Annotated in this window: 22 protein-coding genes and 1 pseudogene; 10 read left to right on the top strand and 13 right to left on the bottom strand. The window is 61.1% G+C overall.

Annotation, left to right across the window (positions count from 1 at the left end; translation table 11 throughout):
- Nucleotides 1–90: 90 nt before the first annotated feature.
- The 4 genes and pseudogenes from glpD to QZ571_RS00500 form a co-directional block, all read left to right on the top strand.
- Entirely contained in the window at nucleotides 91–1,680 is a 1,590-nt protein-coding gene (gene glpD / locus QZ571_RS00515) for a glycerol-3-phosphate dehydrogenase (protein WP_295530031.1), read from the top strand.
- Between the two features lie 27 nt (nucleotides 1,681–1,707).
- Nucleotides 1,708–1,851: a hypothetical protein gene (locus QZ571_RS00510; protein ID WP_295530028.1), complete on the top strand. Its 144-nt coding sequence runs from the start codon at nucleotides 1,708–1,710 to the stop codon at nucleotides 1,849–1,851.
- A 104-nt stretch (nucleotides 1,852–1,955) separates the two neighbouring features.
- On the top strand, nucleotides 1,956–3,443 hold the full coding sequence (glpK, locus tag QZ571_RS00505; protein ID WP_295530025.1) for a glycerol kinase GlpK: 1,488 nt from the start codon (nucleotides 1,956–1,958) through the stop codon (nucleotides 3,441–3,443).
- A gap of 29 nt (nucleotides 3,444–3,472) precedes the next feature.
- Nucleotides 3,473–3,574, top strand: a pseudogene (locus tag QZ571_RS00500) (iron-containing alcohol dehydrogenase); the annotation flags it as partial.
- A gap of 30 nt (nucleotides 3,575–3,604) precedes the next feature.
- Here the strand turns inward: QZ571_RS00500 and QZ571_RS00495 are convergent.
- The 8 genes from QZ571_RS00495 to QZ571_RS00460 all read right to left on the bottom strand — a co-directional run bounded on the left by QZ571_RS00495 (nucleotide 3,605) and on the right by QZ571_RS00460 (nucleotide 12,900).
- Nucleotides 3,605–5,230 (bottom strand): long-chain fatty acid--CoA ligase, encoded by a 1,626-nt coding sequence (locus tag QZ571_RS00495; protein WP_295530022.1) that lies wholly within the window; start codon nucleotides 5,228–5,230, stop codon nucleotides 3,605–3,607.
- A gap of 134 nt (nucleotides 5,231–5,364) precedes the next feature.
- Nucleotides 5,365–6,213, bottom strand: coding sequence for an SMP-30/gluconolactonase/LRE family protein (locus QZ571_RS00490; RefSeq protein ID WP_295530018.1), 849 nt, complete (start codon nucleotides 6,211–6,213; stop codon nucleotides 5,365–5,367).
- Nucleotides 6,210–6,818 (bottom strand): 2-dehydro-3-deoxy-6-phosphogalactonate aldolase, encoded by a 609-nt coding sequence (locus QZ571_RS00485; RefSeq protein WP_295530015.1) that lies wholly within the window; start codon nucleotides 6,816–6,818, stop codon nucleotides 6,210–6,212. Before QZ571_RS00485 ends, QZ571_RS00490 begins: the two co-directional genes overlap by 4 nt.
- Nucleotides 6,815–7,729, bottom strand: a complete 915-nt coding sequence (locus QZ571_RS00480; protein WP_295530013.1) for a 2-dehydro-3-deoxygalactonokinase — start codon at nucleotides 7,727–7,729, stop codon at nucleotides 6,815–6,817. Before QZ571_RS00480 ends, QZ571_RS00485 begins: the two co-directional genes overlap by 4 nt.
- Nucleotides 7,726–9,810, bottom strand: coding sequence for an alpha-galactosidase (locus QZ571_RS00475; RefSeq protein WP_295530011.1), 2,085 nt, complete (start codon nucleotides 9,808–9,810; stop codon nucleotides 7,726–7,728). The genes QZ571_RS00480 and QZ571_RS00475 overlap by 4 nt, the downstream gene beginning before the upstream one ends.
- Nucleotides 9,807–10,652 carry a carbohydrate ABC transporter permease gene (locus QZ571_RS00470; protein WP_295530008.1) on the bottom strand — a complete coding sequence of 282 codons (846 nt, stop codon included), beginning with the start codon at nucleotides 10,650–10,652 and terminating at the stop codon, nucleotides 9,807–9,809. The genes QZ571_RS00475 and QZ571_RS00470 overlap by 4 nt, the downstream gene beginning before the upstream one ends.
- A gap of 1 nt (nucleotide 10,653) precedes the next feature.
- Entirely contained in the window at nucleotides 10,654–11,586 is a 933-nt protein-coding gene (locus tag QZ571_RS00465) for a carbohydrate ABC transporter permease (protein ID WP_295530005.1), read from the bottom strand.
- A 78-nt stretch (nucleotides 11,587–11,664) separates the two neighbouring features.
- A complete protein-coding gene (locus QZ571_RS00460) occupies nucleotides 11,665–12,900 on the bottom strand; it encodes an extracellular solute-binding protein (protein WP_295530002.1) in 1,236 nt (411 codons plus the stop codon).
- Between the two features lie 125 nt (nucleotides 12,901–13,025).
- Here QZ571_RS00460 and QZ571_RS00455 point away from each other — a divergent pair, with 125 nt between their 5' ends.
- Genes QZ571_RS00455 through QZ571_RS00430 form a run of 6 tightly spaced genes read left to right on the top strand, consistent with a single transcriptional unit; the run spans nucleotide 13,026 to nucleotide 20,179 of the window.
- Nucleotides 13,026–13,835 carry an IclR family transcriptional regulator gene (locus QZ571_RS00455; protein WP_295529999.1) on the top strand — a complete coding sequence of 270 codons (810 nt, stop codon included), beginning with the start codon at nucleotides 13,026–13,028 and terminating at the stop codon, nucleotides 13,833–13,835.
- Nucleotides 13,832–14,893 (top strand): sn-glycerol-3-phosphate ABC transporter ATP-binding protein UgpC, encoded by a 1,062-nt coding sequence (ugpC, locus tag QZ571_RS00450; protein ID WP_295529996.1) that lies wholly within the window; start codon nucleotides 13,832–13,834, stop codon nucleotides 14,891–14,893. Before QZ571_RS00455 ends, ugpC begins: the two co-directional genes overlap by 4 nt.
- A complete protein-coding gene (locus QZ571_RS00445) occupies nucleotides 14,890–15,822 on the top strand; it encodes a Gfo/Idh/MocA family oxidoreductase (RefSeq protein WP_295529993.1) in 933 nt (310 codons plus the stop codon). Before ugpC ends, QZ571_RS00445 begins: the two co-directional genes overlap by 4 nt.
- A complete protein-coding gene (locus QZ571_RS00440) occupies nucleotides 15,815–16,768 on the top strand; it encodes an aldose epimerase family protein (RefSeq protein WP_295529989.1) in 954 nt (317 codons plus the stop codon). Before QZ571_RS00445 ends, QZ571_RS00440 begins: the two co-directional genes overlap by 8 nt.
- Complete coding sequence (gene dgoD / locus QZ571_RS00435; protein ID WP_295529986.1) at nucleotides 16,765–17,913, top strand: galactonate dehydratase; 1,149 nt, start codon at nucleotides 16,765–16,767, stop codon at nucleotides 17,911–17,913. The genes QZ571_RS00440 and dgoD overlap by 4 nt, the downstream gene beginning before the upstream one ends.
- 1 nt (nucleotide 17,914) lies before the next feature.
- Nucleotides 17,915–20,179, top strand: coding sequence for a glycoside hydrolase family 2 TIM barrel-domain containing protein (locus QZ571_RS00430; RefSeq protein ID WP_295529983.1), 2,265 nt, complete (start codon nucleotides 17,915–17,917; stop codon nucleotides 20,177–20,179).
- A 96-nt stretch (nucleotides 20,180–20,275) separates the two neighbouring features.
- Here the strand turns inward: QZ571_RS00430 and xylA are convergent, their stop codons facing one another.
- From xylA to xylF, 5 genes are all read right to left on the bottom strand, one after another.
- Complete coding sequence (gene xylA, locus QZ571_RS00425; RefSeq protein WP_295529980.1) at nucleotides 20,276–21,577, bottom strand: xylose isomerase; 1,302 nt, start codon at nucleotides 21,575–21,577, stop codon at nucleotides 20,276–20,278.
- Nucleotides 21,574–23,010 carry a xylulokinase gene (gene xylB, locus QZ571_RS00420; protein WP_295529977.1) on the bottom strand — a complete coding sequence of 479 codons (1,437 nt, stop codon included), beginning with the start codon at nucleotides 23,008–23,010 and terminating at the stop codon, nucleotides 21,574–21,576. Before xylB ends, xylA begins: the two co-directional genes overlap by 4 nt.
- Nucleotides 23,010–23,780, bottom strand: a complete 771-nt coding sequence (locus tag QZ571_RS00415; protein WP_295530235.1) for an ATP-binding cassette domain-containing protein — start codon at nucleotides 23,778–23,780, stop codon at nucleotides 23,010–23,012. The genes xylB and QZ571_RS00415 overlap by 1 nt, the downstream gene beginning before the upstream one ends.
- Nucleotides 23,781–23,797: 17 nt before the next feature.
- Complete coding sequence (locus QZ571_RS00410) at nucleotides 23,798–25,123, bottom strand: sugar ABC transporter permease (protein WP_295529974.1); 1,326 nt, start codon at nucleotides 25,121–25,123, stop codon at nucleotides 23,798–23,800.
- Nucleotides 25,124–25,218: 95 nt separating this feature from the next.
- Complete coding sequence (gene xylF / locus QZ571_RS00405) at nucleotides 25,219–26,241, bottom strand: D-xylose ABC transporter substrate-binding protein (RefSeq protein WP_295529971.1); 1,023 nt, start codon at nucleotides 26,239–26,241, stop codon at nucleotides 25,219–25,221.
- Nucleotides 26,242–26,330 lie beyond the last annotated feature (89 nt).

Here is a 26,330-nt window from a genome sequence, read left to right as displayed (position 1 = left end):
TATCAATTTCGAATAAAAACGAAAATATAAAGTTGACTTATGCTCATGATATGTTCTTCCTTGGTCGCAACTTGTGAGGGAGGGGCGTCGGTGCCTTTAGACGATCAACACCATGTGCCGAAAGATCTATTCGTGATCGGCGGTGGGGTAAACGGGTGCGGAATCGCGCGCGATGCAGCTGGGCGTGGCCTGTCGGTCGCGCTGGCCGAGCAGGGCGATCTGGCGCAAGCGACGTCTTCCGCTTCGACCAAGCTGTTTCACGGTGGGTTGCGCTATCTGGAGTATTTCGAATTCCGTCTGGTGCGTGAGGCGCTGAAGGAACGCGAGGTGCTGCTGTCGGCAATGCCCCATATCTCGTGGCCGATGCGCTTTGTGCTGCCCTATCACCGCGACATGCGCTTTGAGACCGAGACGCCGACCTCAAAGCTTTTGTCCTTCGTGATGCCATGGATGAAAGGCCGCCGCCCGGCATGGCTGATCCGGCTGGGGTTGTTCATGTATGACCATCTGGGCAAGCGCAAATTGCTGCCCGGCACTGCGACGCTGGATTTGACGCAAGACCCGGCGGGCAAGCCGCTGAACCCGAAATTTCACAAGGCCTATGAATATTCCGATGGCTGGGTGCAGGATGCGCGGCTGGTCGTTTTGAATGCGCGCGACGCCGAGGCGCGCGGCGCACAGATCATGGTGCGCACCAAGGTGATCTCGGCAAGCCGCGAAGACGGGCTGTGGCACATCGTGACCGAGGGGCCCAAGGGGCGCGCCGATCACTACGCCAAAGTGCTGGTCAATGCCGGTGGGCCTTGGGTCGATCAGGTGCTGCGCGGCACGATCGGGATCGACTCGACCGAGGGCATCCGGTTGGTGCGCGGCAGCCATATCGTGACGCGAAAGCTGTATGATCACGACAAGTGCTATTTCTTTCAGGGCGAGGACGGGCGGATCATCTTCGCGATCCCCTATGAGCAGGATTTCACCCTGATCGGCACTACCGACAAGGAACATGAGGGCGCCCCCTCTAAGGCGCAATGCACGCCCGAAGAGCAAGACTATCTGTGTGCCTTCGCCTCGAACTATTTCGCCAAGCCGGTGACGCGCGACGATATCGTGTGGACCTATTCCGGCGTGCGTCCGCTTTATGATGACGGGGCCAGCTCGGCCACGGCGGCAACGCGTGATTATGTGCTCTCGCTCAATGATGCGGGCGGTGCGCCGGTGCTCAATGTGTTTGGCGGCAAGATCACGACCTATCGGCGGTTGTCCGAACATGCGCTGGAAAAGATCGCCCCCTTCTTCCCCGGTCTCAAAGGGGCTTGGACGGCTGGCGTATCGCTGCCCGGAGGCGCGTTCAAGCCGCAAGACACCGCACAGATCACCGCCGATCTGGCGCGCGATTATCCGTTTCTGGGCGAGGCCTGGGCACAGCGGATGATGCGCCATTACGGGCTGGAATCGCGCGAGATTTTGGGGACGGCGAAATCCGCCGCCGATTTGGGGCGCGATTTCGGTGCGACGCTTAGCGAAGCTGAGGTGATCTGGCTGATCGAAAAGGAATGGGCGCGTTCGGCTGAGGATGTGATCTGGCGGCGTACCAAACTCGGATTGCGTCTGAGCCCAGAGCAGGTCGCGACATTGGAGGAATTCGTGCTGCACCATGTCAGCACATTGGTCGCCGCTTAGGAGAGGGCGCGATCAAAGGGAGGAACTATGACGCTAGAACTCAAATCGGTGTCCAATTCGGTTGATGGGCGCAGGCAAATTCATCCGCTGGATATGGTCTTGCAGAATGTCACGGTGACGGTGAGCCATGACGCGCTGGTCAAAAGCTGGATGCGTAATTCCGCCCGATAAGATAGCGGGCCGGGGAGTGCCTCGGCCCCTTTTGCGCCTTGCGATGTGGCACTGGCAATCCATACTCGCCCCATCCCTATTCCCCAAACTGCGGACCCCGAACCATGACCCATATTTTAGCGATCGATCAGGGAACCACTTCGACGCGCGCGATCCTGTTTGACGGTGATCTGCGCCCGGTCACCTCTGCGCAACAAGAGTTTGCGCAGCATTTCCCCCGCTCGGGTTGGGTCGAACATGATGCCAATGAAATCTTGGACTCTGTTCTTGCGACCGCGCGTGAAGCGATTGACCGCGCTGGCATCGCGCCCTCTGATATCGCGGGCATCGGCATCACCAATCAGCGCGAAACGACCGTTGTATGGGACCGCGATACCGGGGAGCCGGTGCACAATGCGATTGTTTGGCAGGACCGGCGCACCGCTGACTATTGCCGTGAGCTGCGCGAGGCAGGGTTTGAAGAAACGATCACCTCGCGCACAGGGTTGCTGATAGATCCGTATTTCTCGGCCACGAAACTGCGCTGGATTTTGGAGAACGTCGACGGGGCTCGCGCGCGTGCGCAGGCGGGCAAGCTGGCTTTTGGCACGATCGACAGTTGGTTGATCTGGAAGCTGACGGGTGGCAAGGCGCATCTGACCGATGCGACCAATGCGGCGCGTACGATGCTGTATGATATTGCCAAGGGGCGTTGGTCACGCACGATTTGCGACCGCCTTGACGTGCCCATGGATATGCTGCCCGAAGTGCGCGATTGCGCCGCCGATTTCGGGATGGCGCAAAGCGATCTGCTGGGCGCTGAGATTGCGATCCTCGGTGTGGCGGGCGATCAGCAGGCAGCTTGCGTCGGTCAGGCGTGTTTCAAGCCGGGCATGTTGAAATCGACCTATGGCACGGGGTGTTTCGCGCTTCTGAATACGGGCGATCAGATGGTGCGCTCTGAGCATCGCTTGCTTAGCACAATTGCCTATCAGCTGGACGGCAAGGTGACCTATGCGCTGGAGGGCTCGATTTTTGTGGCCGGTGCGGTGGTGCAATGGCTGCGCGATGGTTTGCATATCATCGAGGCGGCCAGTCAGACCCAGACGCTCGCCGAAAGCGCGGACCCCAATCAAGAACTGATCATCGTGCCCGCCTTCACCGGCCTTGGCGCACCCTATTGGGAGGCAGAGTCGCGTGGTGCAGTTTTCGGCCTGACGCGCAATTCCGGGCCTGCCGAATTTGCCCGCGCCGCGCTGGAATCGGTCGGGTTTCAGACCCGCGATCTGTTGGCCGCTATGCAGGCAGATTGGGCCGATGACGCGCCACCGACGCTGCGCGTCGATGGCGGCATGACGGCGTCGGATTGGGCGATGCAGTTTCTCGCCGACATTCTGGGCGCGCCCGTAGATCGCCCCGAAGTGTTGGAAACCACCGCGCTTGGGGCGGCTTGGCTTGCGGGCCACAAAGCCGGGATCTACCCCGATCAAGAGGCTTTCGCCAAGTCCTGGGCCCTTGAGCGCACCTTCACCCCGCAAATGCCAGAACACGTGCGCGAAGCCCGTTATGCGCGCTGGCAAAAGGCGGTCAAAGCCACCATTGCCGCGATTTGATAAGACGGGCGTCCCTTGGGTGACGATCGCTGGCATTCGTGGCGATCCCAACCACCACTAGCACCGGCGCCGAGGCTACCAAGAACGCGCTCATCATGATGTCAGATCACGCCCGCAAGGTCAGCTTGCGGGCGTGATCTGACGCGCAATGGGGCGCGCATTTACGAAGGCTGCCCCATCAACACATCGCCAAATTCTTCGCGCAATTTGGTCTTGAGCACCTTGCCCGTGCTGCCAAGGGGCAGGGTTTCGATGAAAATCACCTTGTCGGGCACCTGCCAGCTGGGAATCTTGCCCGCATAGATCGCCAGAATCTCCGCCTCGGATACCTGAGATCGGATCGCGCGCTGCACGATCAGCACTGGGCGCTCGGTCCATTTTTCATGACGCGCAGCGATCGCGGCAGCATTGGCCACGCCGGGATGGGCGATTGCGATGTTCTCTAACTCGACCGTTGAAATCCACTCGCCGCCCGATTTGATGATATCTTTGGAGCGATCACGGATCCCCACATAGCCATTGGGGTCAAGCGTGGCGATGTCGCCGGTGTCAAACCAGCCATCGACCGTCAGCGCGCTTTCATCTTGGCCGAAATACTGCTCGACGATCCAATGGCCGCGGATCTGCAGCTCGCCTTGGGTTTTGCCATCGTTGGGCAGCACATGGCCTTGTTCGTCAACAAGGCGCAACTCAACCCCGAAGGGCGGGCGGCCTTGGCCAAAGCGGATTTCCTCGCGCGCGTGCTCATCCAGCTGGCTATGTTTGCGCAGCAGTTGATTGACTGACCCAAGCGGGCTGGTTTCGGTCATGCCCCAAGCGTGGATCAGTTCGACCCCGTAAAGGTCGCGGAACGCGCTGATCATAGAGGGGGGTAGCGCCGCGCCGCCGACCACCGTGCGCTTAAGGCTTTTGGCCTTTGATCCCGTCGCCTCCAGCCCGGTCAGTAGCCCCATCCAGATCGTGGGCACGCCAAGCGCAAGGCTGACCTCTTCGGCGTCGATCAGGCGCGCGAGGCTCTCGCCATCAAGCTTTGGCCCCGGCAGCACCAGTTTGCACCCCGTCATCGCCGCGACATAGGGAACGCCCCATGCGTTGACGTGAAACATCGGCACCACGGGCATCACCGTGTCACTGGCGCTGATACCAAGCGTATCGGGTTGGTTGCCACCCAAGCTGTGCAGCACGGTCGAACGATGGGTATAAAGAACGCCTTTTGGGTTGCCGGTCGTTCCCGAAGTGTAGCACAGCGACGAAGGCGTGGTTTCATCGAACTCGGGCCAGATATAATCGGCATCGCCCTCTGCGATCAGGTCGTCATAAAATAGCAGGCCGTCGATCTGGCTGGCTGCTTCTGCGTCATGCGGCCCCATCAGAACGATGGACTTCAACAATGTCAGCTGATCGCGCAGCGCCACGACGAGGGGCAGGAAGGTGCGATCAACGAACAGCACGCGATCCTTGGCATCATTGATGATATAGGTCATTTGCTGGGGCGACAGCCGCGGGTTGAGCGTGTGACACACCAGCCCCGCGCCCGACACGCCAAAGTAAATCTCCAGATGGCGGCGGTTATTCCATGCCAAGGTCGCACAGCGATCCCCCAGCGTCAGCCCGCGCCGTTCCAGCGCCGAGGCCAACTGGCGCGCATGGCCCATCACCGTTCCCCAGTTCGAGCGCCTGATCTCGCCTGCTATATCGACCGAGATCACCTCGGCATCGGCGTGATAGCGCTCGGCATGCGTGGCCAGCGCACTGATTAAAAGTGGCATATGCATCATTGAATTCATTGTATCCTCCCGCTCGGCAGCAAGCCGATTGCGTTCCCACGCCCAGAGTGATCGTCCTAGCGACGCTTGGGAAGACTCTTCTAAGATGCTGTGCAAAGATTAGTGGCGTGACGGTGCGTCAGAGACCGGCTTGGCTACAGCGCGACACGCGGCTCTGCGCGCCCGGCAATGGGGGTATCTAGCGCAAAGACGCAGCCTTGCGCGGCGTCGGGGTTGGTCATGCCCTCTTGCGCGGTGGTCACGAAAAGCTGGCGAAAATCAGGGCCGCCAAAGGCCGGACATGTACTATTGCGCCCAGCCACCGAAACCGCGCGATCAAAGCTGCCATCGGGCAAATAGCGCGCCACGCGCCCCGCACCCCATTGCGCATTCCACACCGCACCTTGCGCATCCGTCACCGCGCCATCGGGCTTGAGCCCCTCAGAGGTGAGATCGACAAAAACCTCGGGCGCGCCCTCGGGCCAGCCCTGCGCATCTAGCGCCAGCGTCATGATTTTGCCCGTTGGCGTGTCGGCAAAATAGGCGCGCCGCCCGTCGGGGGCAAAACAGATCGCGTTCGGGATCGTGAGATCGCGCAACAGCGGTTCCACCGTGCCGTTATAGTAGCGATAAATCGCGCCCGCCTTTGGCGCGGCGGGTTTGCCCATGGTGGAGGCCCAAAACCCACCCATCGGATCGGCCCGCCCATCATTGCAGCGGGTGTCGTCGCGCGTGGCCTCGATCGCGGCGATGGGTTCATGCCCGCCGGTCAAAATGTCGAACCGGCGCAGTCCGGTCTCGGTCGAGATCAGCAAAGTGTCGCGGTCAATCCAACCCGCCGCCGAGGCCATCTCGCCGATCTGCCATTCCAGCGGCTGATCGCCCGCGCGGCTCAGCAAGCGTCCGCGCAGGATGTCGAACCAGAAGAGCTGGCCGCGCTCGGGGTGCCAGAATGCCCCTTCGCCGAGGAAACAAGGGCGGGCGTCGTAGATCGTGGCGTTCATTGCGTAAAAACCTCGTCAAAGCGGGCGACGAGCGCGCGCGCATTCTGTGATACGATCTTGGCATCATCGCCGGGGCGATAGATTGCACTGCCAATGCCAAAACCCGCCGCCCCGGCGCGTTGCCAGTCAGCCATATTCTCAACCGAAACTCCGCCCACGGCATAAAGCGGCATCTCACGCGGCAAAACGGCAGACATCGCGCGCAAGCCCACTGGCCCGATCAGATCGCCGGGAAACAGTTTGAGCGCATCCGCCCCCGCAGCAATCGCGGCAAACGCTTCGGTCGGGGTCATCACGCCGGGATAGCTTTGCAGCCCTGCCGCCTTGGTTTCAGCGATCACCGCAGGGTCGCAATTTGGCGATACGATCAGGCGCGCACCCGTCGCCGCAACGTCGTGCACCTGCTGCGTGCTCAGCACGGTGCCCGCGCCGATATCAGCCTGCGCGCCGAAACGGTCAACCATCGCCTTGATGCTGACAAGCGGCTCGGGCGAGTTGAGCGGCACCTCGATGCGAGTGATCCCGGCGTCGATCAGGGCTTGGGTGACAGGCAGCGCCTCGGGCGGGGTGATCCCGCGCAGGATGGCGATCAGGGGGCGGCTCATGGGCAGGCTCCGATGGTTTTCCAGGCGGCGTGCAGCCCGGCGAGGGTGGTAGGTTCGGCTGGGTAGTCTTGCGTCTGCACGCCATTCGCGCCAAGGGCGCGGGCGTAAAGTGCGGCCAGTTTCGCAGTGCCGATCAGGGCGGCTGTTTGACCTGACCAAAGATCGCGCGTTGCCGCCAGTTCCCAGCCAATTAGCAAACCCGACAGGCGCGAGGCGGCGCTGATCGGATCAAGCCCGTTGAGCAAAGCCGCCGCGCGCAGGGCAAACAGCCCGCCATAGGCGCGCGCAGGATCGCCCAAAGCTTCGGCGCAGGCGGCATCAAAGGCCGATAGATCCGAGCCTTGCAGATCAAGCGTGTGACGCAGCACCGATTGCTGCGAAATCAGTTCAAACAGCTCGCCCGTCATGCAGCTTTGAAACCGCTCGATCCGGCCCGCCCGCAGGCGCACCCATTTCGTATGCGTGCCGGGCAGACAGACCACGCCGTCAAATTCGGGGGTCTGGGCCAGCAGGCCCGCGATCTGGGTCTCTTCGCCGCGCATCACATCGGGCGGGTCATCTTGGCGAATGCCGCAGGCGATATAGACCGGGCGGGGGGCGTGATCGGGAACCCGGATCAGATGCGCGCGCGGATCGGTCGGGGTCGGGTGATAGGGCGCTTCGCTCCAGCCCTGACGCGAGCCGACCATGCCGCAGGCGACAACGGGAATACCCGCCCAATCAGCGCCCCACTGGGCGATCTCTGCCTCAAGCACGGGGCCGAATTGTGCAGGGCTCAGCCGCCCCATTCCTTGATCGCAACTGCGCTTGGACAGCACGTTCTGCCCGCGCATCGCCCAAAGACGCAGATGCGTGGTGCCCCAATCCGCGGCGATCCACTCTGGGGTGGCGCTGATATCTGCGGCACTCATAGTCTTTCCCCTTCGATCACCCACATGGTTTGCGCCAATCCGCATGGCAGGGTGATGCCCTGAGCCATCAAGGCCTGCCCGCTTAATTCCAGCGCGCCCGTTTTCAACGCTGGCGCGCCGCGTGACAAGCCCGCAGCTTGCGCGCGGTTGCGCAACACCAGCCGATAGCGCGCCTGCGGGTCTAGCCCGCTCAGTTGCAGCGGGCGCGGCAGAATCTGCGCCGAGGTCTCGCCCTGACCGACAAAGACCACGAAACGCGCGCCATCTTCGGCCCGTTGCATTTCGGCGATCACGGCGGGGTCCGCAGCCTCAAGACGGAGGATATCCGCACGCGCGCGCCAGTCGCGATTGGCTTTCCACCAGGCCGTTACATCGCGCAGGACCTCGGCCTCGTCTTCGGTCAGCTCACGCGGATCCATCTCAAATCCCATATGGCGCTGGGCGGCAACCCATGCCCGCATTTCCATGTCGATTACCCGCCCCGAAGTATGACAGCGCCGTGGCCCGACATGGCTGCCCGTCACGACCATCGGCAGGAACAGCGCCGCGTCATGCTGAATGCGCAGCCGTTCAATCGCGTCATTGCTGTCAGACAGCCAGACCCGCGTCGTGCGTTCGAGAATGCCGAAGTCGATCCGCCCGCCCCCCGAGGCACAGCTTTCGAACTCCACCTGCGGATGGGCTATGCGCAACCGATCCAGCAGCGCATAGATCCCGCGAGTCTGGGCGGCGTCCGCATAGGGGAGGACGCGGTTGTGATCCCATTTTACGTATTCGATCGGATGTTGTGACAGCAGCGCGCTGATTGCGCTGAACAGGTGGTCGCGCACGTCCTTGCGCGCGATATCCAGCACGCGTTGCTGGCGGCCCTCGATCTGATCGGTGGGCCCAAGCAGCCAATCGGGATGGGCGCGCGCCAGATTGCTGTCGCGATTGACCATCTCGGGCTCGAACCACAGACCAAACCCCATGCCAAGCGCGTTTACATGCGCAATCAGCGGTCCCAATCCGTCGGGATATTTGCGCGGGTCGACCTGCCAATCGCCAAGGCTGGTCGTGTCATCATCGCGCCGCCCGAACCAGCCATCATCCAGCACGAAGCGTTCCGCCCCCAGTCCGGCGGCACGATCCGCGATCTCGCACAGCTCGGCCAGATCGTGTTTGAAATAGATCGCCTCCCAGCAATTGTAATGCACCGGGCGCGGCAGAGCTTTGGCTGGGATTTGCACGATCCGGTCGCGCAGATGGCGCTGAAACGCGACCGCGCATCCATTCGAGCCCGCCGCGGAATAGGCCGCATAAAGGGTCGCGGTTTCAAACTGCGTTCCCGGTGTCAGCTCGCTGCCCGAAGCATGGCCGAACTGGACCTGACGCCGCCCACCGGGCAGTTCCTCGGCCACCATTCGATGCCCGCCCGACCAGCCGTAATGAAAGGCGCGGGTTTCGCCGCTGGTTTTGGTCGCGCCGCGCGTGGGCAAAATGAGGCCAGGAAAATGTTCATGCCCGGTGCGCCCCGTGTGATTATCGCGCACACGCTGACCGGGGGCCCAAGGCGTGGCGGTGATTTGAAACTCACCACACCAGCGGCCGGAAAATTCGAGCATCTCGTCGCAAAGCTGTGGCGCGGGAAAGACCGGGGCTGCGAGCCAATGCAATGTGATCGGCGTCTCACTATCCAGTGTGGCACGCGCGGTGATCATTCCGGTGGCGGCGTCGAGCGCGAAATCGGCCCGATAGCTCACACCCAACGCCGCATCGCGATAGACCAGCACAAGCCGATCCGTGCGAACCTCTTGTGACGCGAAACGAAAGGCCGGGCGCAGCACGCGACCCTGCGCATCGTGCGCGATCAAACCCGGCTCTCCGGGGAAGGCTTGCGAGGCTTCGGGGCAGATCGACAGATCGGGGTTTTGATCGAGCATTCCGCCCGTCACATCGCCCTCGGTGCTGGCGGCCAGTTGCGCCAGATCCTCGCCCTCGGGCAGGAATGCGCCCCAGTAAATGATCGCGGGCAGGCGGTCGTCGCGGCTGGCCAGAACAAGGCTTTGGCGTGCGTCTTTCAGATGCCAAGTTCGGATCATTTCACCGCCCCGAGGGTCAACCCTGCAATAAAGTGTTTCTGCATCAGGAAGAACATCGCGACCGGAGGCAACGCCGCCAGAATCGAGCCCGCCGACACCAGTTGCCACGCTGCCACCCATTGCCCGTTCAGCGATTGCAACCCGGCGGTGATAGGCTGCGTATCTGCACCCGTGGTCAGCACCGTCGCCCAGAAATAATCGTTCCAGATGAAGGTAAAGATCAGCACCGACAGCGCGGCAATCGCCGGGCGCACCAGCGGCAGCACGATATGCCAGAAGATTTGCCACTCGCCCACACCCTCGACCCGGGCCGCCTCGATCAACTCGCGCGGCAGGGCCTTGATGAAATTGCGCATGAACAGGGTGCAAAACCCGGTTTGAAACGCGATGTGGAACAGCGCCAACCCAGTGATCGTGTCATAAAGCCCCATCTTCACCGTCAGGTCGCGCACCGGCACCATGAGGATCTGGAAGGGCACGAAATTGCCCGCCACGAAGATGAAAAAGATCAGCAGATTGCCTTTGAACTTGTATACTGCAAGCGCGTAGCCCGTCAGGCATGACAGCGCCACCGCGCCGATCATCGTCGGGATCGTGACCCGAAACGAGTTCAGCATGTAACTGGCGAAGGGCGAGTTGCGAAACACGTCGAGATAATTCGAAAACGCCAGATAGGAGGGCATCCCGAAATAGTTGCCCTGCGCAAGATCGCTAGAGGGGCGCAGCGAGGTCATCGCAACTCCCAGCAGCGGCAGCAGCCACAAGATCAGCATCACCGGTAGCGCGATCTTATAGGCGGTGCGCGCAGCGGGGCTCATGGTTTGGATCGGACGCGGAAACATCTTATAGCCCCCTTTCGTCGCGCCACATCTTCCAGATGAAGCCCGAGATGAAGATCATCATGATTGCAAACAGCACCACCGCGATCGCCGCGCCATAGCCCATGCGATAGCCATATTCCGACAGAGCTTGTTCATACATGTAATAGGACAGCACCCGCGATGAGCCGAATGGCCCCCCCGAGGTCATGATCGAGACCAGATCAAAGCTGCGCAAAGCTCCGATGATGGTGACCACCAGCGCGATAAACGTCGCCGGGCGCAGTTGTGGCAGCACGACATACCACAGCATCTTGAGCCCCTTTGCGCCGTCAAGGCGGGCGGCCTCGATCTGGTCGGGCGCGACAGAGTTCAGCCCCGTCAGATAGAGGATCATGCAATAGGCGATCTGGGGCCAAAGCCCGGCTGCGATGATGCCGTAAGTCACCAGATGAGGATTGGCGAGAATCGCGATTCCCGTCCCGTCGAGCCATTTCGTCAGCGCAAAGAACAAACCAAAGCCCGGCGCGTAGAACCACGAAAAGATTAGTCCGACCACGACCTGAGAGATCACGAACGGAAAGAAAAACAGCGATTTGTAAAGCCGTATCCCGCGCAGCTTCTGGTTCAGGAACAGGGCGATGAACAGCCCGGCCGGGATCGCCAGCATATACAAAACCAGCCAGATCACGTTGTTCTTCAGGCTCGTATAAAAGGCGTCATCGTCAAGCAGTTCGACGTAGTTTTCCATCCCGATCCAATGCTTCGGGCTAAGCCCGTCCCATTGGTAGAATGAAATCCACATCGATTGCAGGATCGGAATGATCACGTAGATCAGGAACATCAACATTCCGGGGGCCAAAAACAGCCACGGCGCGAGTTTGCGACTCAGGCGGCGGCGTTTGCGCGGGCCGGGAAGGCCGGAAGCTGAACCGGGAATGGCGGGTGCGGCGGTCATCGTCACGCTCCTCGATCTGCAAATTGGGTCAGACGTAACGACGCCCCGTGACAGGGCGCCGTCCTAAGATCGCGAAGATCAGTTCTTGTAGACGCGTTTGCGCATCTTCTCGAGCCGCTCAAGGATCGCATCCAGATGGTCGGGATAGGCCATGAATTCCTGAAAGCCCTCCATCCCAGCCTTGGCCATCGCGGCGGGCGCATCACGGTCAAAGAACTGCGCGATACCGCCATCTGCCGTCGAAAGGATTTTGAAGCCCGCCTGCAGATAGGGGTCGTCGCCCACCGTGCTCTGCACGTTGATGGGAAGCTGGCCCAACGTCTCATTCATCTTGGTCTGCACATCGGCACGCGCCACATAGGCGAGGAATTTCTTCGCATCCGCGACGTTCTTAGCCCCGGCGGGGATGTGAATCGTATCCGTCGGGGCTTCTTCGGCGCGCGGAATGCCCGGCGTAATCTCTGGGAAGTCCATGAATCCCAGCGTGTCATTCGTCATCCCGCCATCCTTGAAGGTGGCGACGGCGAAATTGCCCATCACATAGTTCGCAGCCTTACCCTGAACGATGTTGGACACCGCATCCTGCCAGTCGATCGCCGAGACATTGGGCGTCGTATAGGGCAGTACCTTGGCCCATTCGGCAAAGACCTTGCGCACGCGATCATCCGTCCACGGAATTTCGCCATTGGTCAGCTTCATGTGGAAATCATAGCCGTTGGTGCGCAAATCGAGATAGTCGAATATCCCCGCTGCGGGCCAAAGCGCCTTGGTGCCGGTGGTCAGGCAATCGATGCCCGCCGCCTTGAATTTTTTGCAATTGCTGATGAACTCGTCCCAAGTCTTTGGCACCTCGGCACCGACTTTTTTATAGACGTCTTTGTTATAATAAATGCCCCACTGGTAGTAGGTATAGGGCACACCCCATTGCTTGCCATCAATCGTCATCGACGACAGCGCGGGCGCAAGACTGTCCTTCAGCCCGTTCTCTTGCCAGACATCTGACACATCCATGAACTGCCCCGATTTGACGAAGGGGGCCATCCGGTTGCCCGCATACCAATTCGCCAGATCCGGGCTGTCAGCGGTCAAAAAGTTACGAATCGCCGTCTTGTAACCCTCGTGATCGAAGATGTTCACGACGACATGAACGTCTGGATTTTCCGCCTCAAAGCCTTTGATCAGTTGATCGAAAGCGGCTTTGGGCGCGGGGTCGGACGCGTCGGTATTCAGTGTCAGCGTGCGCTGCTGGGCCAATGCAGGCAGGGCCATACCGGCCACAAGCGCCGCAATGGCTGCGGTTTTCAAAAGTTTCATCGGTTCTCCTCCCGGTTTCTGCAAGCAAGGCTCCTAATTTAGTTCCATATGTTGAAACCTTGTTTTACATATTGAAATGCTGCCGTGAATCGCGCATCCTGTCAACAGTCCTGTGGAGGAGGCCTATGAGCAAACACGAACCCCAACCTGCGCATGAAGACGGCACTGTCGGGCGAACGCTTGGCGTACTGGACCTTGTTGCAGGCTTTGCGCGCCCAGTCCGGTTTGCAGAGTTGCTGCCGGTCTCGGGGCTGCCCAAGGCCACGCTGTATCGCTTTCTGCAAACGCTGACCAATCAGGGCATGCTGGCCTATGATGACGAACGCCAAAGCTACGCGCCGGGGCTGCGTTTGGTGCGTCTTGCACATGCGGCTTGGGCGCAAAGCTCGCTCGCGCCGGTCGCCGCGCCCTATCTGGATGCGCTGTCGGCCAAGACCGGGCAGACGCTGCATCTGGCGCAGCTTGATCAGGGCATGGTGCTCTATGTCGACAAGCGCAACGCCGCGCGCCCGGTCGAGATGTTCTCGCAATCGGGCAAGGTTGGGCCGGCGTACTGCACGGGCGTGGGCAAGGCGATGCTGGCCCATCTGGCCCCAGAGCCATTAGAGGCCGCCATCGCGCGCCAAAGCTTTCATCGCTTCACCGAGCATACTTTGGTCGATGCGCAGTCGCTGCGCAAAGAATTGGAGGCCATCCGCGTTCGTGGGTTCGCCTGGGATGCCGAGGAGCACGAACCCGGCATTCGCTGCATCGCCGCCCCCATCTTGTCGCAAAGCGGGCGCGTTCTGGGGGCCTTGTCGATCACGGCAGGCCAACGCGAGGGTCATGACGCGCTGGAATCATACGCGCCGCTTTTGCTTGAGGCAGCGCAGCAAATCGCAAAAGCCGCCGCTGCATGGCGCTTTCCAGAGCAAAACAGGGAGGACGGACAGTGAGCGGAGTTGCATTGCAAAAAATCGTCAAACGGTTTGGCGAGGCTGAGGTAATCCACGGTGTCGATCTGATGGTCGAGCCGGGGGAGTTTTGCGTTTTTGTTGGCCCGTCTGGCTGTGGGAAATCGACATTGCTGCGTATGATCGCGGGGCTCGAAAACACCAGCGGTGGCGCGATCCGAATTGGCGATCACGACGTCACCCATGCCGAACCTGCCGAGCGCGGCATTGCGATGGTATTTCAGACCTACGCGCTCTATCCGCATATGACGGTAGCCGAAAATATGGGGTTTGGCCTCAAGATGAACGGCCACCCCAAGGCCGAAATCGCCGCGAAAGTGCGCGAGGCGGCCGATATCCTCAAGCTGGAGCCGCTGCTGGATCGCAAGCCCGCCGCCTTGTCCGGCGGTCAGCGCCAGCGCGTCGCCATCGGGCGGGCCATCACGCGCGGGCCGCAGGTATTTTTGTTTGACGAGCCGCTCTCCAACCTCGATGCGGAACTGCGTGTCGAGATGCGCGCCGAGATCGCCCGGCTGCATCGCGAGATCGGCGCAACGATGATCTACGTCACCCATGATCAGGTCGAAGCGATGACGATGGCCGACAAGATCGTGGTGCTGCGCGCGGGCAATATCGAACAGGTCGGCGCGCCGATGGACCTGTATGACGACCCCGACAATCGTTTCGTGGCGGGCTTCATCGGCTCGCCCTCGATGAATTTCCTCGCCGGGAGGATCAAAGGTGGCGCAATCGAAGTTCCGGGACTGGAAAGCGCGATCAATGTGGCGCTGGCCCTGCCGCCCGAGGGCACCGAAGTCGAGGTCGGTTTGCGGCCAAATGCGCTCAAGATCGTCGCGGATGCGGGTGCTTTTGCTGTCGATATGGCGGAAAACCTTGGCGGCGTCAGCTATGCCCATCTGCGCGCGCCAAGCGGGGAACGCGTGATCGTGGAGACCGATCAGCGGCTTTCGACCGCAGGCGGCGGCACAGTCGGGCTGCGCTTTGACCCGGAAGATGTCTATGTGTTTCGCGCCGATACTGGCGCGCGCGTGCGCCCATGAGCCTTGCGATCGGTCTTGTCGGCTTGGGCGCGATTGCGCGCGCGCAGCACCTGCCTGCGCTTGAACAGGTTGACGGTGTGCATCTGGCCGCTCTGGCCAGCCGCAACGCGACGCTGCCCGATCTGCCCTGCTACCCCGATATCGACGCGCTGCTCGCAGCTCAGCCTGATATCGGTGCGATTTCGCTTTGCACCCCGCCGCAAGGCCGCTTCGATCAGGCGATGTCGGTGCTGCGCGCGGGGCGTCATCTGATGCTGGAAAAGCCCCCCGGCGCCACCGTCTCCGAAGTCGAGGCCCTGCGCGAGGAAGCGGCGCGCCGTGGGCTGACGCTGTTTGCAAGTTGGCATTCGCGCGCGGCAGTGGCGGTTGATTTGGCGCGTGCGTGGTTGGCCGGACAACGCCTGCGCGCGGTGCAGATCGACTGGCGTGAAGACGTGCGCAAATGGCATCCGGGCCAGCAGTGGATTTGGCAGGCGGGTGGCCTCGGCGTGTTCGATCCCGGTATCAATGCGCTTTCAATTCTGACTGCGGTTCTGGCCGATCCGGTGCGTTTGATCTCGGCAGACCTTTCGGTGCCAGAGGGGCGTGAAACCCCTATCGCGGCCAGCCTTGAGATGCGCGCGGGCGCGGTGCCAATCGGGGCCAATTTCGACTGGCGTGAAACTGGCGCTGAGCTATGGCGCATCCAGTTCGACACCGACGAAGGTCGCGCAACGCTTGATCAGGGCGGGGCGCGCTTCGCGATTGACGGGCGGGTGCAGCCGGCTCCGGACCGTTCAGAATATGCTACGCTTTATGCCCGGTTCCGCGATCTGGTTGCGCGGGGCGAAAGGGATGTCGATGTCACGCCGCTGCGGTTGGTCGCGGATGCGTTTCTGTGTGGTCGCACGCAGCAAGTTGAACCGTTTCAAGAGGTGCCCCATGGCTGAGCCAATGTGCAAAATCGCGCTGCCCTCGGGCGTGCAGGCCGTCATTCTACCCTTTGGCGCGGTGCTGCATTCGCTGCAAGTGCCGGATCGGGATGGAGTTCTAGGCGAGGTGCTGATGGGTCCGAAAGACCCGCGCGATCATCGCCACGCGCGCGGATTTCATGGCGCAACGGTGGGGCGGTTTGCCAATCGCATCGGCTCTGCGCGCTTTACGCTCAACGACGAGACATGCGATCTAAGCGCGAATGAGGGCCCGACCTGTTTGCATGGCGGTATTGATGGGTTTGATCGGCGCGATTGGCAGGTGCTTGATCACCGCGCCGACAGGGTGACTTTGGGGCTTTTCAGTCCTGATGGCGATCAGGGCTTTCCCGGTGATCTGGAGGTCGAGGCCGAGTTTGCCCTGTCCGAGCCGGGCACGCTGACCCTGACCTATCGCGCCCGCGTCTCGCGCGCCTGTCCGGTTTCGATTACTTCGCATGGCTATTTCAACCTCGCCGGGGGAGGGCCGGTGCGCGATCATCTGCTTTGTATCAACGCGCAGCGCTATTTGCCCGTTGATGCCGCCTTGATCCCGCTGGGCGCGCCCCGGCCAGTGGCTGATACGATGTTTGATTATCGCGCGCTGCGCCCGGTCTTGCGGCAAGGTGATCCGGGCATTGATCATTGCTTTTGTCTGGAGGTCGGCGAAGAGATGCATGAGGCCGCGACGCTGTATGACCCTGTCTCGGGTCGGGTCATGCAGATTGTGACGAACCAGCCGGGCTTGCAGCTATACACGGTCAATAGCCCCGCAGTCGGCGTGCCCGTGAATCACGCGCTGTGCCTTGAACCGCAAGCCTGGCCAGACGCGCCCAATCGCCCCGATTCTCCCAATGCCATCCTGGAACCCGGCGAAAGCTATTTCCATCAAACCCGGCTGGCATTCACCACGAGGTCAAAATGAAAATCACCGCCATCGAAACATTCATCGTCCCGCCGCGCTGGTGCTTTGTGAAAATCTCGACCGATGAGGGGATCAGCGGCTGGGGCGAACCGGTCCTTGAGGGGCGCGCGGCGACCGTTGCAGCCTGTGTCGAGGAACTCTCGGACTATCTGATCGGCAAGGATCCCGGCCATATTCAGGACCATTGGACGGTGATGTATCGCGGCGGATTTTATCGCGGCGGCGGCATTCATATGTCGGCCATTGCGGGCATTGATCAGGCACTGTGGGACATCAAGGGCCGCGCGCTAGGCGTGCCGGTGCATGCGCTTTTGGGTGGCCAGCAGCGTGATCGCATTCGGGTCTATAGCTGGATCGGCGGCGATCGTCCCGGCGACACCGCGAACATGGCGCGCGAATGCGGTGAGCGCGGCTTCACGGCGGTTAAGATGAACGCCACCGAAGAGCTGCAATTCATCGACAGCCACGCCAAAATCGACGCCGTTCTGGCGCGCGTGCAGGCGATCCGCGAGGCGATGGGCCCCGATTTCGGGATCGGGATCGACTTTCACGGTCGGGTGCATCGCCCGATGGCCAAACAGCTTGCCAAAGAGCTGGAACCATTCAACTTGATGTTCATCGAAGAGCCGGTTCTGAGCGAACATGCCGAGGTGCTGCGCGAGATCGCCAATCATTGCGCAACGCCGATTGCATTGGGCGAGCGGCTCTATTCGCGCTGGGATTTCAAGGAGGTTCTGGCAGGCGGCTTCGTCGATATCATCCAGCCCGATCCCAGCCATTCCGGCGGCATCACCGAGACCTTCAAGATCGCCGCGATGGCCGAGGCCCATGATGTTGCGCTGGCGCTGCACTGCCCTCTGGGGCCGATCGCGCTGGCGGCGAACCTGCAACTGGATGCGGTCTGCTACAACGCCTTCATTCAGGAACAATCGCTGGGCATTCACTACAATCAGGGCTCGGATTTGCTGGATTACCTGATCGATCCCAAGGTGTTCGCCTATCAAGACGGCTTTGTCGCGATCCCGCAGGGGCCGGGGCTTGGCATTGAGGTCAACGAGGACAAGGTGCGCCAGGCCGCCGCCGAAGGGCATCGCTGGCGCAACCCCATCTGGCGTCATGCCGATGGCAGCTTTGCGGAGTGGTAAGATGCGCAAGATCACCAAACTGAACACCGACTGGCACTTTACTGAAGGGTTCGAGCCGGACTGGACGCAGGCAGCGATGCAAGGCGCGCGCGTGACGCTGCCTCATAACGCCGTCGACCTCGAGATGAGCTATTTCGACGAGCGCGCGTTTCAGCGCGTCTTCACCTATCAGCGCGAGATTGACTGGCAGCCCGATTGGACGGGCAAAGTCGTGCAGTTGCGCTTTGACGCGGCGATGGTGGATGCCGTGGTCTGGGTGAACGGGGTCGAGGTGACGCGCCACCGCGACGGGTACACGCCGTTTACCGTGCCACTGGAAAATCCGCTTGGGTCGGGAATAATCCGCGTGACGGTGCGCATCGACGGCAGTGAAAACCCCGAGATCCCGCCTTTTGGCGGACGGATCGACTATCTGACCTATGCCGGGATTTATCGCGATGTCTGGCTGGAAGTGCTTCCTGCGCGCCATATCCAAAGCCTCAAGATCGAGACGCCTGATGTGCTGGCAAGCCAGAAGCGCGTGGTGGTGAAGCTCGAAACGTCACAACCCGGCGCCGTGGACCTGGTGCTGCGCGATCCCGAGGGCGTGGAAATTGCGCGACGTGAAACGGTTGTTTCTGATAATATTGAATTTTCTGATTTATCGAAAATAACGCTCTGGTCCCCCGAGACTCCGGCGCTTTACACGCTAGAAACCACGCTGCCCGATAGCGGTGATCGTCTCGTTCAGCGCTTCGGTTTTCGCGACGCAATTTTCACCCCCGACGGGTTTTTACTCAACGGCGAACGGGTCGTGCTGCGCGGGTTGAACCGCCACCAAAGCTTTCCCTATTCTGGCTATGCACAGGGCCAGCGCAGCCAAGAACGCGACGCCGAGATTTTGCGCTTTGATCTGGGCTGCAATATCGTGCGCACCTCGCATTATCCGCAAAGCCCGTATTTTCTGGATCGCTGTGACGAGATCGGCCTGATGGTCTTTGAGGAGATCCCCGGCTGGCAACATATTGGCGGCGCCGGCTGGCAAGATGAATCGGTTGAAAATGTCGGGCGGATGATCCGGCGCGACTGGAACCACCCCTCGATCATCATCTGGGGCGTGCGCATCAATGAAAGCCGCGATGCGGATGACTTCTACTACCGCACCAACGCGCTCGCCCATGACCTTGACCCAACCCGCCCCACTGGCGGCGTGCGCTGCATTCCCGACAGCCATCTGCTCGAAGACGTCTATACGATGAATGATTTCGTTCTGGGCGAGTTCGAAAGGCCCGGCACGAACCGCCCGCGCATGGGCTTGCGCGATCAGCAAGAGGTGACCGGGCTGCCCAACCGCGTGCCCTATCTGGTGACCGAATATAACGGCCATATGTATCCCACCAAGGCGGGCGATCCCGAACATCGCCAGCACGAACATGTGCTGCGCCATCTTGAGGTGCTAAACGCCGCGCATGACCCGGATGCCGGGATCGCGGGCTGCATTGGTTGGTGCATGTTTGACTATAACACGCATAAAGATTTCGGCGCAGGCGACCGGATTTGCCATCACGGCGTGATGAGCATTTTCCGCGAACCGAAATTCGCTGCCTATGCCTATGCCAGTCAGATGCCGCCCGAGGATAAGATCGTGATGGAGCCGGTCACCGTCTGGGCGCGCGGCGAGCGCAATATCGGCGGCGTGCTGCCCCTGATCGTGCTGAGCAACTGCGATGAGGTTGAGCTATCTTATGCCGATGTCGTCAAGCGCGTCGGTCCCGACCGCGACCGCTTCCCGCATCTACCCCATCCACCGATCATCATCGATCATCGCCATTTCACCGAGGCCGAGCTGGGTCAGTGGGGCGAAAGCTGGCATGGCGGCAAGGTCACCGGGTTCGTAAACGGAAAACCGGTCACCGAGCGGATTTTCCCCGCCGATGCGCTGTTTACGGCGCTTGAGGCTTCCCCAGACGTGACCCGCGCCGAGGCCGCGCCCGATGACGAAATTCGCGTCATGATCCGCGCGCGCGATCAGGCGGGCAACAAGCTGCACTTCCTCAATGAGCCGGTGTTTCTAAGCGTCGAGGGCCCTGCTCGGTTGATCGGCCCGGCTTGTCCGGTGCTGGCGGGGGGCGCAACGGGCTGTTGGCTGCGACTGAGTGGCGATCAGGGCACCGTGCGTCTGACAGCGCGGCTGCGCGATCAAAGCGTGCAGAGCGAAATTGAGATCGTTGCGCCCGGAATCGCAAGCCACGGCCCCATAACTCGACCAAGGTCCGGAGGCGAGTAAGGGCGTTGAAGCCCCACAGATGGTTTTGCGCTGGGGCGCGACGAGCCCCGCCAAAGCGGGGCTTGGTCATCTTGTGCGATCACCAAGCCCCGGTCCTTAGACAAAGCGGTTCCAAAGGTTCTCTAGCCGCTCTTGTCGGCCAGATCGCGGGGCGGGGTTGATCCCTTGACTGCGCACCCGCGCCTCGATTGTCGCAAGATCAGAGGTCAGCATCGCTCGGTTCTCGGGCGCGTCCCAACCCGCATAACGGGCCTTGCGGGCCTCTTCCAACGCGCCATCTTCCAGCAGCGCCGCAGCCGCCTTGAGCGCGCGCGCGCAAACATCCATCGCGCCGACATGGGCTGCGATCAAATCCTCGGGATCCAGCGATTGACGGCGCAGTTTGGCGTCGAAATTCGTCCCGCCCGTGGTAAAGCCACCCGCCTTGAGCACCTCGTAATAGGCGCGCGCCATCTCGGGGACGTTGTCTGGGAATTGATCGGTATCCCAGCCCGATTGATAGTCGTTGCGGTTCATGTCGATCGAGCCGAAAATCCCCAGCGAGGCCGCCAGCGCCAGCTCATGTTCAAAGCTGTGCCCAGCCAAAATCGCGTGGCCCTGCTCGATATTCACCTTCACTTCGTTCTCAAGCCCAAAGCGTTTGAGGAACCCGTAAACCGTGGCGACATCGTAATCATATTGATGCTTGGAGGGTTCTTGCGGCTTGGGTTCGATCAGGATCGCGCCTTTGAAACCGATCTTGTGCTTGTAATCGACCACCATCGACAGGAACGCCCCGGCCTGCTCGGCCTCGCGGGTCAGGTCGGTGTTGAGCAGCGTCTCATAACCCTCTCGCCCGCCCCAAAGCACGTAGTTCTCGCCACCCAGCTTGTGGGTCGCATCCATGCAAGTTTTCACCGTCGCGGCGGACCAGGCGAACACCTCGGGATCGGGGTTGGTCGCAGCGCCAGACATAAAGCGGCGATGCGAAAACAGGTTCGCCGTGCCCCAAAGAAGGCGCGTCTTTGAGCTTTCCATCTTCTGTGCGAAGTAATCGACGATCTCTTCGAGATTGCGCGTATTTTCGGCGAAATCCGCGCCTTCAGGGCGCACATCGGCATCGTGAAAACAAAAGAAAGGCGCGCCGAGAATATCGAACATCTCAAAGGCCACATCAGCTTTCAGCTTGGCCAAATCTATCGTGTCGCCAAACCAAGGGCGCTCAAAGGTCTGGCCGCCAAACGGGTCGCCGCCGGGCCATGCGAAACTGTGCCAATAGGCGACGGCGAAACGCAGATGATCGGCCATCCGCTTGCCCATGACGATCTCGTCTGGATTGTAATGGCGAAAGGCCAGATCGCTGCTGGCGTCGAGGCCTTCGTATTTGATCGGAGTAATGCCGTTGAAAAAGTCCGTCATGTCAGTCCCTTGATGGCTAAAGCTGCGGCGCGGTAGCGCGCGTGACCTGCGTCGAATGCGTCAGAAAGGGCCGCGACGGGTTCGATCACGGCCGAGATTGTGGGAGGGGTGGCGATCTCGGCACCGGCCCCGGTGGCGGCCATCATGCCCAGCCGCGCCGCGCCGAACGCTCCGCCGAAGTCCCCTGCTACTGGCAGCGAGACGGGCGTGCCCAGCGCGGTGGCAATCGCCTGACACCAATAGCGCGAGCGCGACCCGCCACCGACCGCCAGAAGGCTTTCGATCCGGGTGCCGGTCGCGGCCAGCGCATCGCGGCAATCGCGGATCGCAAAGGTCACCCCTTCCAGAACGGCGCGCGTGGCCGCCGCCCGGTCGGTCGCATGCTCCAACCCGATGAACGCGCCACGGATCGCGGCATCGTTGAGCGGCGTGCGCTCTCCGCCGAGATAAGGAAGGAAGCGGGTTTTGCCCGGAGCCGCCAGATCGCCCAGCGCATCGGTCAGATCGGCCACATCCGTATTCAGCAGCCGCCCATACCAATTCAGCGCGTCGGTTGCGGCCAAGATCACGCCCATCTGGTGCCAGGTATCAGGAAGGGCATGGCAAAAACTGTGCACGGCACTGGCTGGGTCGGGCTGATAGCCGTCATTGGCGGCGAACAGCACCCCCGAGGTGCCCAGCGAGACAAAGGCCTGCCCCGCCTTGACCACGCCAACACCGATCCCCGAGGCGGCATTGTCGCCGCCCCCGCCCGCTACGACCACGTCGCGCCCAAGGCCAAATCGCGCCGCCAATTCGGAGCGCACCACGCCCGAAACCTCCGAGCCCTCGACAAGACGCGGCATCTGCTCGCGGCGCATGTCGGTGGCGGATAAAAGCGCATCCGACCAATCGCGCGCGCCGGTATCAAACCAGCTTGTGCCCGCGGCGTCCGACATCTCGGCCACGTGTTCGCCAGTCAGCCAGAAACGCAGGTAGTCTTTGGGCAAAAGCACCTTCGACACCTTGGCGAATGTCTCGGGCTCATGCCGGGCGATCCAGACAAGTTTCGGCGCGGTAAAGCCCGGAAACACGATATTCCCGGTGATCTGGCGAAACTGCGGGTCGCCATCCAGCTCGGCAGCCTCGCGATGGGCGCGGGTGTCGTTCCATAAGATGCAGGGCCGCAACACATCGCCCGACGCGTCCAGCAAGGTCGCGCCGTGCATCTGCCCCGACAACCCGATCCCACGCACCTTCGAGAGATCATGTGCGGCCAAGGCCCCCAGCACCGCTTCGGTCGCGCGCAGCCAGTCGGCGGGAGATTGTTCTGACCAGCCTTCTTGCGGGCGTGAAACGCTCAGCGGATGTGTGGCTTCGGCCAGCACATGCTGAGCGTCATCCATCAGAATGCCTTTCAGCCCGGATGTGCCAAGATCCAATCCAAGAAACATTATGCCTCCGGTTTCTTACCCAAGATGATCATGCCAAGGATATCCTCATCGGTGACCTCATCGACATTCACAGTTCCGACAAGTTGGCCGTTTTTCATCACGCTTGCGCGGTCACACAGGCGCATCACGTTGTGGATGTCATGTTCAATCAGGAAAATCCCAAGCCCCTGCGCTTTTAGCTCTTCGATCAACTCGGCCACCATCTGCGTCTCGTGCGGGCCAAGGGCGGCGGTGGGTTCATCCATGATCAGGATGCGGGCGTTGAAATAGACCGCACGCGCGATGGCCACCGATTGCCGCTGACCGCCCGAAAGCGCCTTTACCGGGTCTTTGAACTTACGGAAATTGGGGTTGAGACGGCCCATGATCTTGCGCGTCTCGGCCTCCATCCGGTCGTCATCGACAAAGCCGCCGGGGCCGGTGATCTCGCGCCCCAGAAACAGATTCGACGCCGCATCAAGGTTATCTGCCAGCGCCAAGGTCTGATAGATCGTCTCGATGTTGCAGTCGCGCGCATCGCGCGGATTGCGGATCTCGGCCTTCTCGCCATTGATGAAAATCTCACCCGAATCCATCTGGTAAGCACCCGAGAGGCATTTGATCAGCGTCGATTTGCCCGCGCCGTTATGGCCCAAAAGCCCCACGACCTCGCCGGGGAACAGGTCGATCGTGACGTGATCGACCGCCTTGACCCCGCCAAAGGCAATCGAGATGTTGCGCAGTTCGACAAGCGGTGTGCCGGTGCGATCGAGTGTAGAGGTTTGCGTCATGCTCATGCTGGCCCCGCTCATTTGATGTTGCGCCGATAGATCGTGTCGATGAACACCGCGAGCACCAGAACCGAGCCCACGACAATCTGCTGCACCGCTGAATCAAAGCCGATCAAGACCATGCCGGTTTGCAGCGATTGCATCACAAAAGCGCCCAGAATTGCGCCGTAAATCGTGCCCACCCCACCTGCAAGCGAGGTGCCACCAATCACGGCAGCGGCGATGACATACAACTCATCCAGCGTACCCAGCGAGTTCGTCGCAGAGCCAAGCCGGGCCGAGGCGACGACCGCCGACAGACCCGTCAGGAACCCCATCAACGCGAATATCTTGACCGTCATCATCTTGGTGTTGATGCCCGCCAGTTCCGCCGCATCCGGGTTGCCGCCAATGGCCAGAACATAGCGGCCAAAGCGCGTCCGGTTCAGCAAGATCGTCATCGCGATGCCCACGCCCACTAGGATCAGCACCGGGATCGCAAAGCCATGCGAGATGAACAAACCGCCATCGGGGATCTCAAGATTATTGGCCTTGGCATATTGGCGCACGATCCCTTTGGGCCAAGGATAGGCATTCACCACAAGGACCGCGCCGATGACAACACCGCAGCCTATCATGCCAAGCACGCCCTCGGCCCAAAGCGGGCGCAGCGGGAATTCATAGGATCGGCGGCGTTGGCGGCCCTGCCACAACAGCCACACGATACCGATGCAAAACAGGATGCCGACGATCCAGCTGCCCATCTCGCCAATCGCGCCATAAGGCCCGCCGCCGAGCAGCTTGAAGGTCTCATCGAGCGGAGAGATCGTTTCGCCACGGGTGATCAAATAGGCCGCGCCGCGCCAGACCAAGAGCCCGCCCAGCGTCACGATAAAGGCGGGCACCTTGCCAAAGGCGATGATCGCCCCGTGGAACGCGCCAATCAGCGCCCCCGTCGCCATGCCGATGATCGCAGCGATGATCCAGATCAGCGGGCTGCCAAAACCGATCAAACCGGGAAGCACATGAACCTGCACCACCCCCATCACGACCGCGCAAACCCCAAGGATCGAGCCCACCGACAGGTCGATATGACGGGTGATGATCACCAGCACCATCCCTGTCGCCATGATCCCGATCGAGGCGGTCTGAACGCTGAGGTTCCACAGGTTGCGCGGGGTCAGGAAGGCGCCAAAGCCTTTGAACAGCGCGCCATAAAGATGAAAGCCGATCCAGATCAACGCGAGTGCGCCGATCATGCCAAGCAATCTTGTGTCGATTTCGGTGGCGCGCAGAAAGCGGCCAAACACGCCCGGGCGCGGCGATGCGCCGTCTTGCCGCGGGGCGGAATTGGTCTGGGTCATGATCTGATCCGGAAAATTGATGCAGGCGCCGCAGGGCGCCCCTTGTCAGGGAAACGGGTCCGGCGCATTGGCAGCGCCGGACCCAAGACCGGGGCTTATTCGCAGCCCATCACGCCTGCCATCGCGCCTTCGCAAGCCTGCTCTTTCGAGATATGGCCCGCGTCGATCACGACATTGAGGTTGTCTTTGGTGATCGGGGTCGGTGAGAGGAAGATCGCGTCCATCTCGACGCCTTTTTCACCGCCGGACCACTTCTGCACGCCGTCAACGGCATCCATTGCGGTGCCACCGGCCAGCGCAACCGCGATATCGGCCGCTGCCTTGCCCAGTTGACGCGAGTCCTTCCACACCGAAACGGTCTGGGTGCCTCGCGCCACACGATTCAGCGCGGCAAGATCGCCGTCCTGACCGCCGATCGGAACATTGAGACCCTGCGCCTGAAGCGCAGCAATCGCACCGCCCGCCATGCCGTCATTTTCGGCCAGCACTGCGTCAACATTGTTGTTGTTGGCAGTCAGGATCTGCTCCATGTTTTTCTGCGCGTTGTCGGGCTTCCAACCATCGGTAAAGCTCTCGCCAACGATCTTGATCTTGCCGCTGTCGATGGCGGGCTGAAGCACCTCCATCATACCCGACAAAAGGAACGCCGCATTCGGGTCGCCCTTGTCGCCCTTGACGATGGCGTAGTTGCCCTCGGGCTGCACCTTCGAGACTTCTTGCGCGATGATCGTGCCCACGCCCTTGTTGTCAAAGGTCAGGTAAAAGGCGCGCGGGTCTTCGATCAGGCGGTCATAGCCGACCACGGAAATCCCCTCATTCGCGGCCTTGTCGATCGCCGGACTGATCGCGTCTTTATCGACTGACAGAATGATCAAAGCGTCGGCTCCCTGCGCAATCAGCGCCTCGACGTCGGTCAACTGTTTGGCAGCCGAGTTCTGCGCATCGGCAGAAATATACTTATTGCCGCCCGCTTCGAGCGCGGCTTTGATAGCGGCCTCGTCGGTTTTCCAGCGTTCTTCTTGGAAATTCGACCAGGATACCCCGACCGTCATCTCCGCAAAGGCCGAGGTCGAAAGACCGACCGTCAGTACGACGGCGGCCAGAATGGATTTATGCATTTTTTCCTCCCTAGATGGCCCAAAGGCCTCCCGATGGACTCACCGGAACGTGAAAGAAGGTGCCGCGATTAATTTTAGTTGTCAAAATA

The organism is uncultured Thioclava sp. (assembly GCF_913064665.1).
In the GTDB taxonomy this organism is placed as follows: Bacteria; Pseudomonadota; Alphaproteobacteria; order Rhodobacterales; family Rhodobacteraceae; genus Thioclava; species Thioclava arctica.
The sequence above is the reverse complement of the archived record's forward strand: the minus strand, read 5'-3'. Positions and strand labels throughout refer to the sequence as shown.

Coding starts and splice junctions, on each gene's coding strand:
- QZ571_RS00410 (WP_295529974.1), bottom strand. CDS start 25,123: ATGACCCAGACCAATTCCGCCCCGCGGCAAGACGGCGCATCGCCGCGC.
- QZ571_RS00470 (WP_295530008.1), bottom strand. CDS start 10,652: ATGTTTCCGCGTCCGATCCAAACCATGAGCCCCGCTGCGCGCACCGCC.
- dgoD (WP_295529986.1), top strand. CDS start 16,765: ATGAAAATCACCGCCATCGAAACATTCATCGTCCCGCCGCGCTGGTGC.
- QZ571_RS00510 (WP_295530028.1), top strand. CDS start 1,708: ATGACGCTAGAACTCAAATCGGTGTCCAATTCGGTTGATGGGCGCAGG.
- QZ571_RS00490 (WP_295530018.1), bottom strand. CDS start 6,213: ATGAACGCCACGATCTACGACGCCCGCCCTTGTTTCCTCGGCGAAGGG.
- xylA (WP_295529980.1), bottom strand. CDS start 21,577: ATGACGGACTTTTTCAACGGCATTACTCCGATCAAATACGAAGGCCTC.
- QZ571_RS00445 (WP_295529993.1), top strand. CDS start 14,890: ATGAGCCTTGCGATCGGTCTTGTCGGCTTGGGCGCGATTGCGCGCGCG.
- xylB (WP_295529977.1), bottom strand. CDS start 23,010: ATGTTTCTTGGATTGGATCTTGGCACATCCGGGCTGAAAGGCATTCTG.
- QZ571_RS00495 (WP_295530022.1), bottom strand. CDS start 5,230: ATGAATTCAATGATGCATATGCCACTTTTAATCAGTGCGCTGGCCACG.
- QZ571_RS00480 (WP_295530013.1), bottom strand. CDS start 7,729: ATGAGTGCCGCAGATATCAGCGCCACCCCAGAGTGGATCGCCGCGGAT.
- QZ571_RS00455 (WP_295529999.1), top strand. CDS start 13,026: ATGAGCAAACACGAACCCCAACCTGCGCATGAAGACGGCACTGTCGGG.
- QZ571_RS00415 (WP_295530235.1), bottom strand. CDS start 23,780: ATGACGCAAACCTCTACACTCGATCGCACCGGCACACCGCTTGTCGAA.
- QZ571_RS00430 (WP_295529983.1), top strand. CDS start 17,915: ATGCGCAAGATCACCAAACTGAACACCGACTGGCACTTTACTGAAGGG.
- xylF (WP_295529971.1), bottom strand. CDS start 26,241: ATGCATAAATCCATTCTGGCCGCCGTCGTACTGACGGTCGGTCTTTCG.
- QZ571_RS00475 (WP_295530011.1), bottom strand. CDS start 9,810: ATGATCCGAACTTGGCATCTGAAAGACGCACGCCAAAGCCTTGTTCTG.
- glpK (WP_295530025.1), top strand. CDS start 1,956: ATGACCCATATTTTAGCGATCGATCAGGGAACCACTTCGACGCGCGCG.
- QZ571_RS00440 (WP_295529989.1), top strand. CDS start 15,815: ATGGCTGAGCCAATGTGCAAAATCGCGCTGCCCTCGGGCGTGCAGGCC.
- QZ571_RS00485 (WP_295530015.1), bottom strand. CDS start 6,818: ATGAGCCGCCCCCTGATCGCCATCCTGCGCGGGATCACCCCGCCCGAG.
- QZ571_RS00460 (WP_295530002.1), bottom strand. CDS start 12,900: ATGAAACTTTTGAAAACCGCAGCCATTGCGGCGCTTGTGGCCGGTATG.
- QZ571_RS00465 (WP_295530005.1), bottom strand. CDS start 11,586: ATGACCGCCGCACCCGCCATTCCCGGTTCAGCTTCCGGCCTTCCCGGC.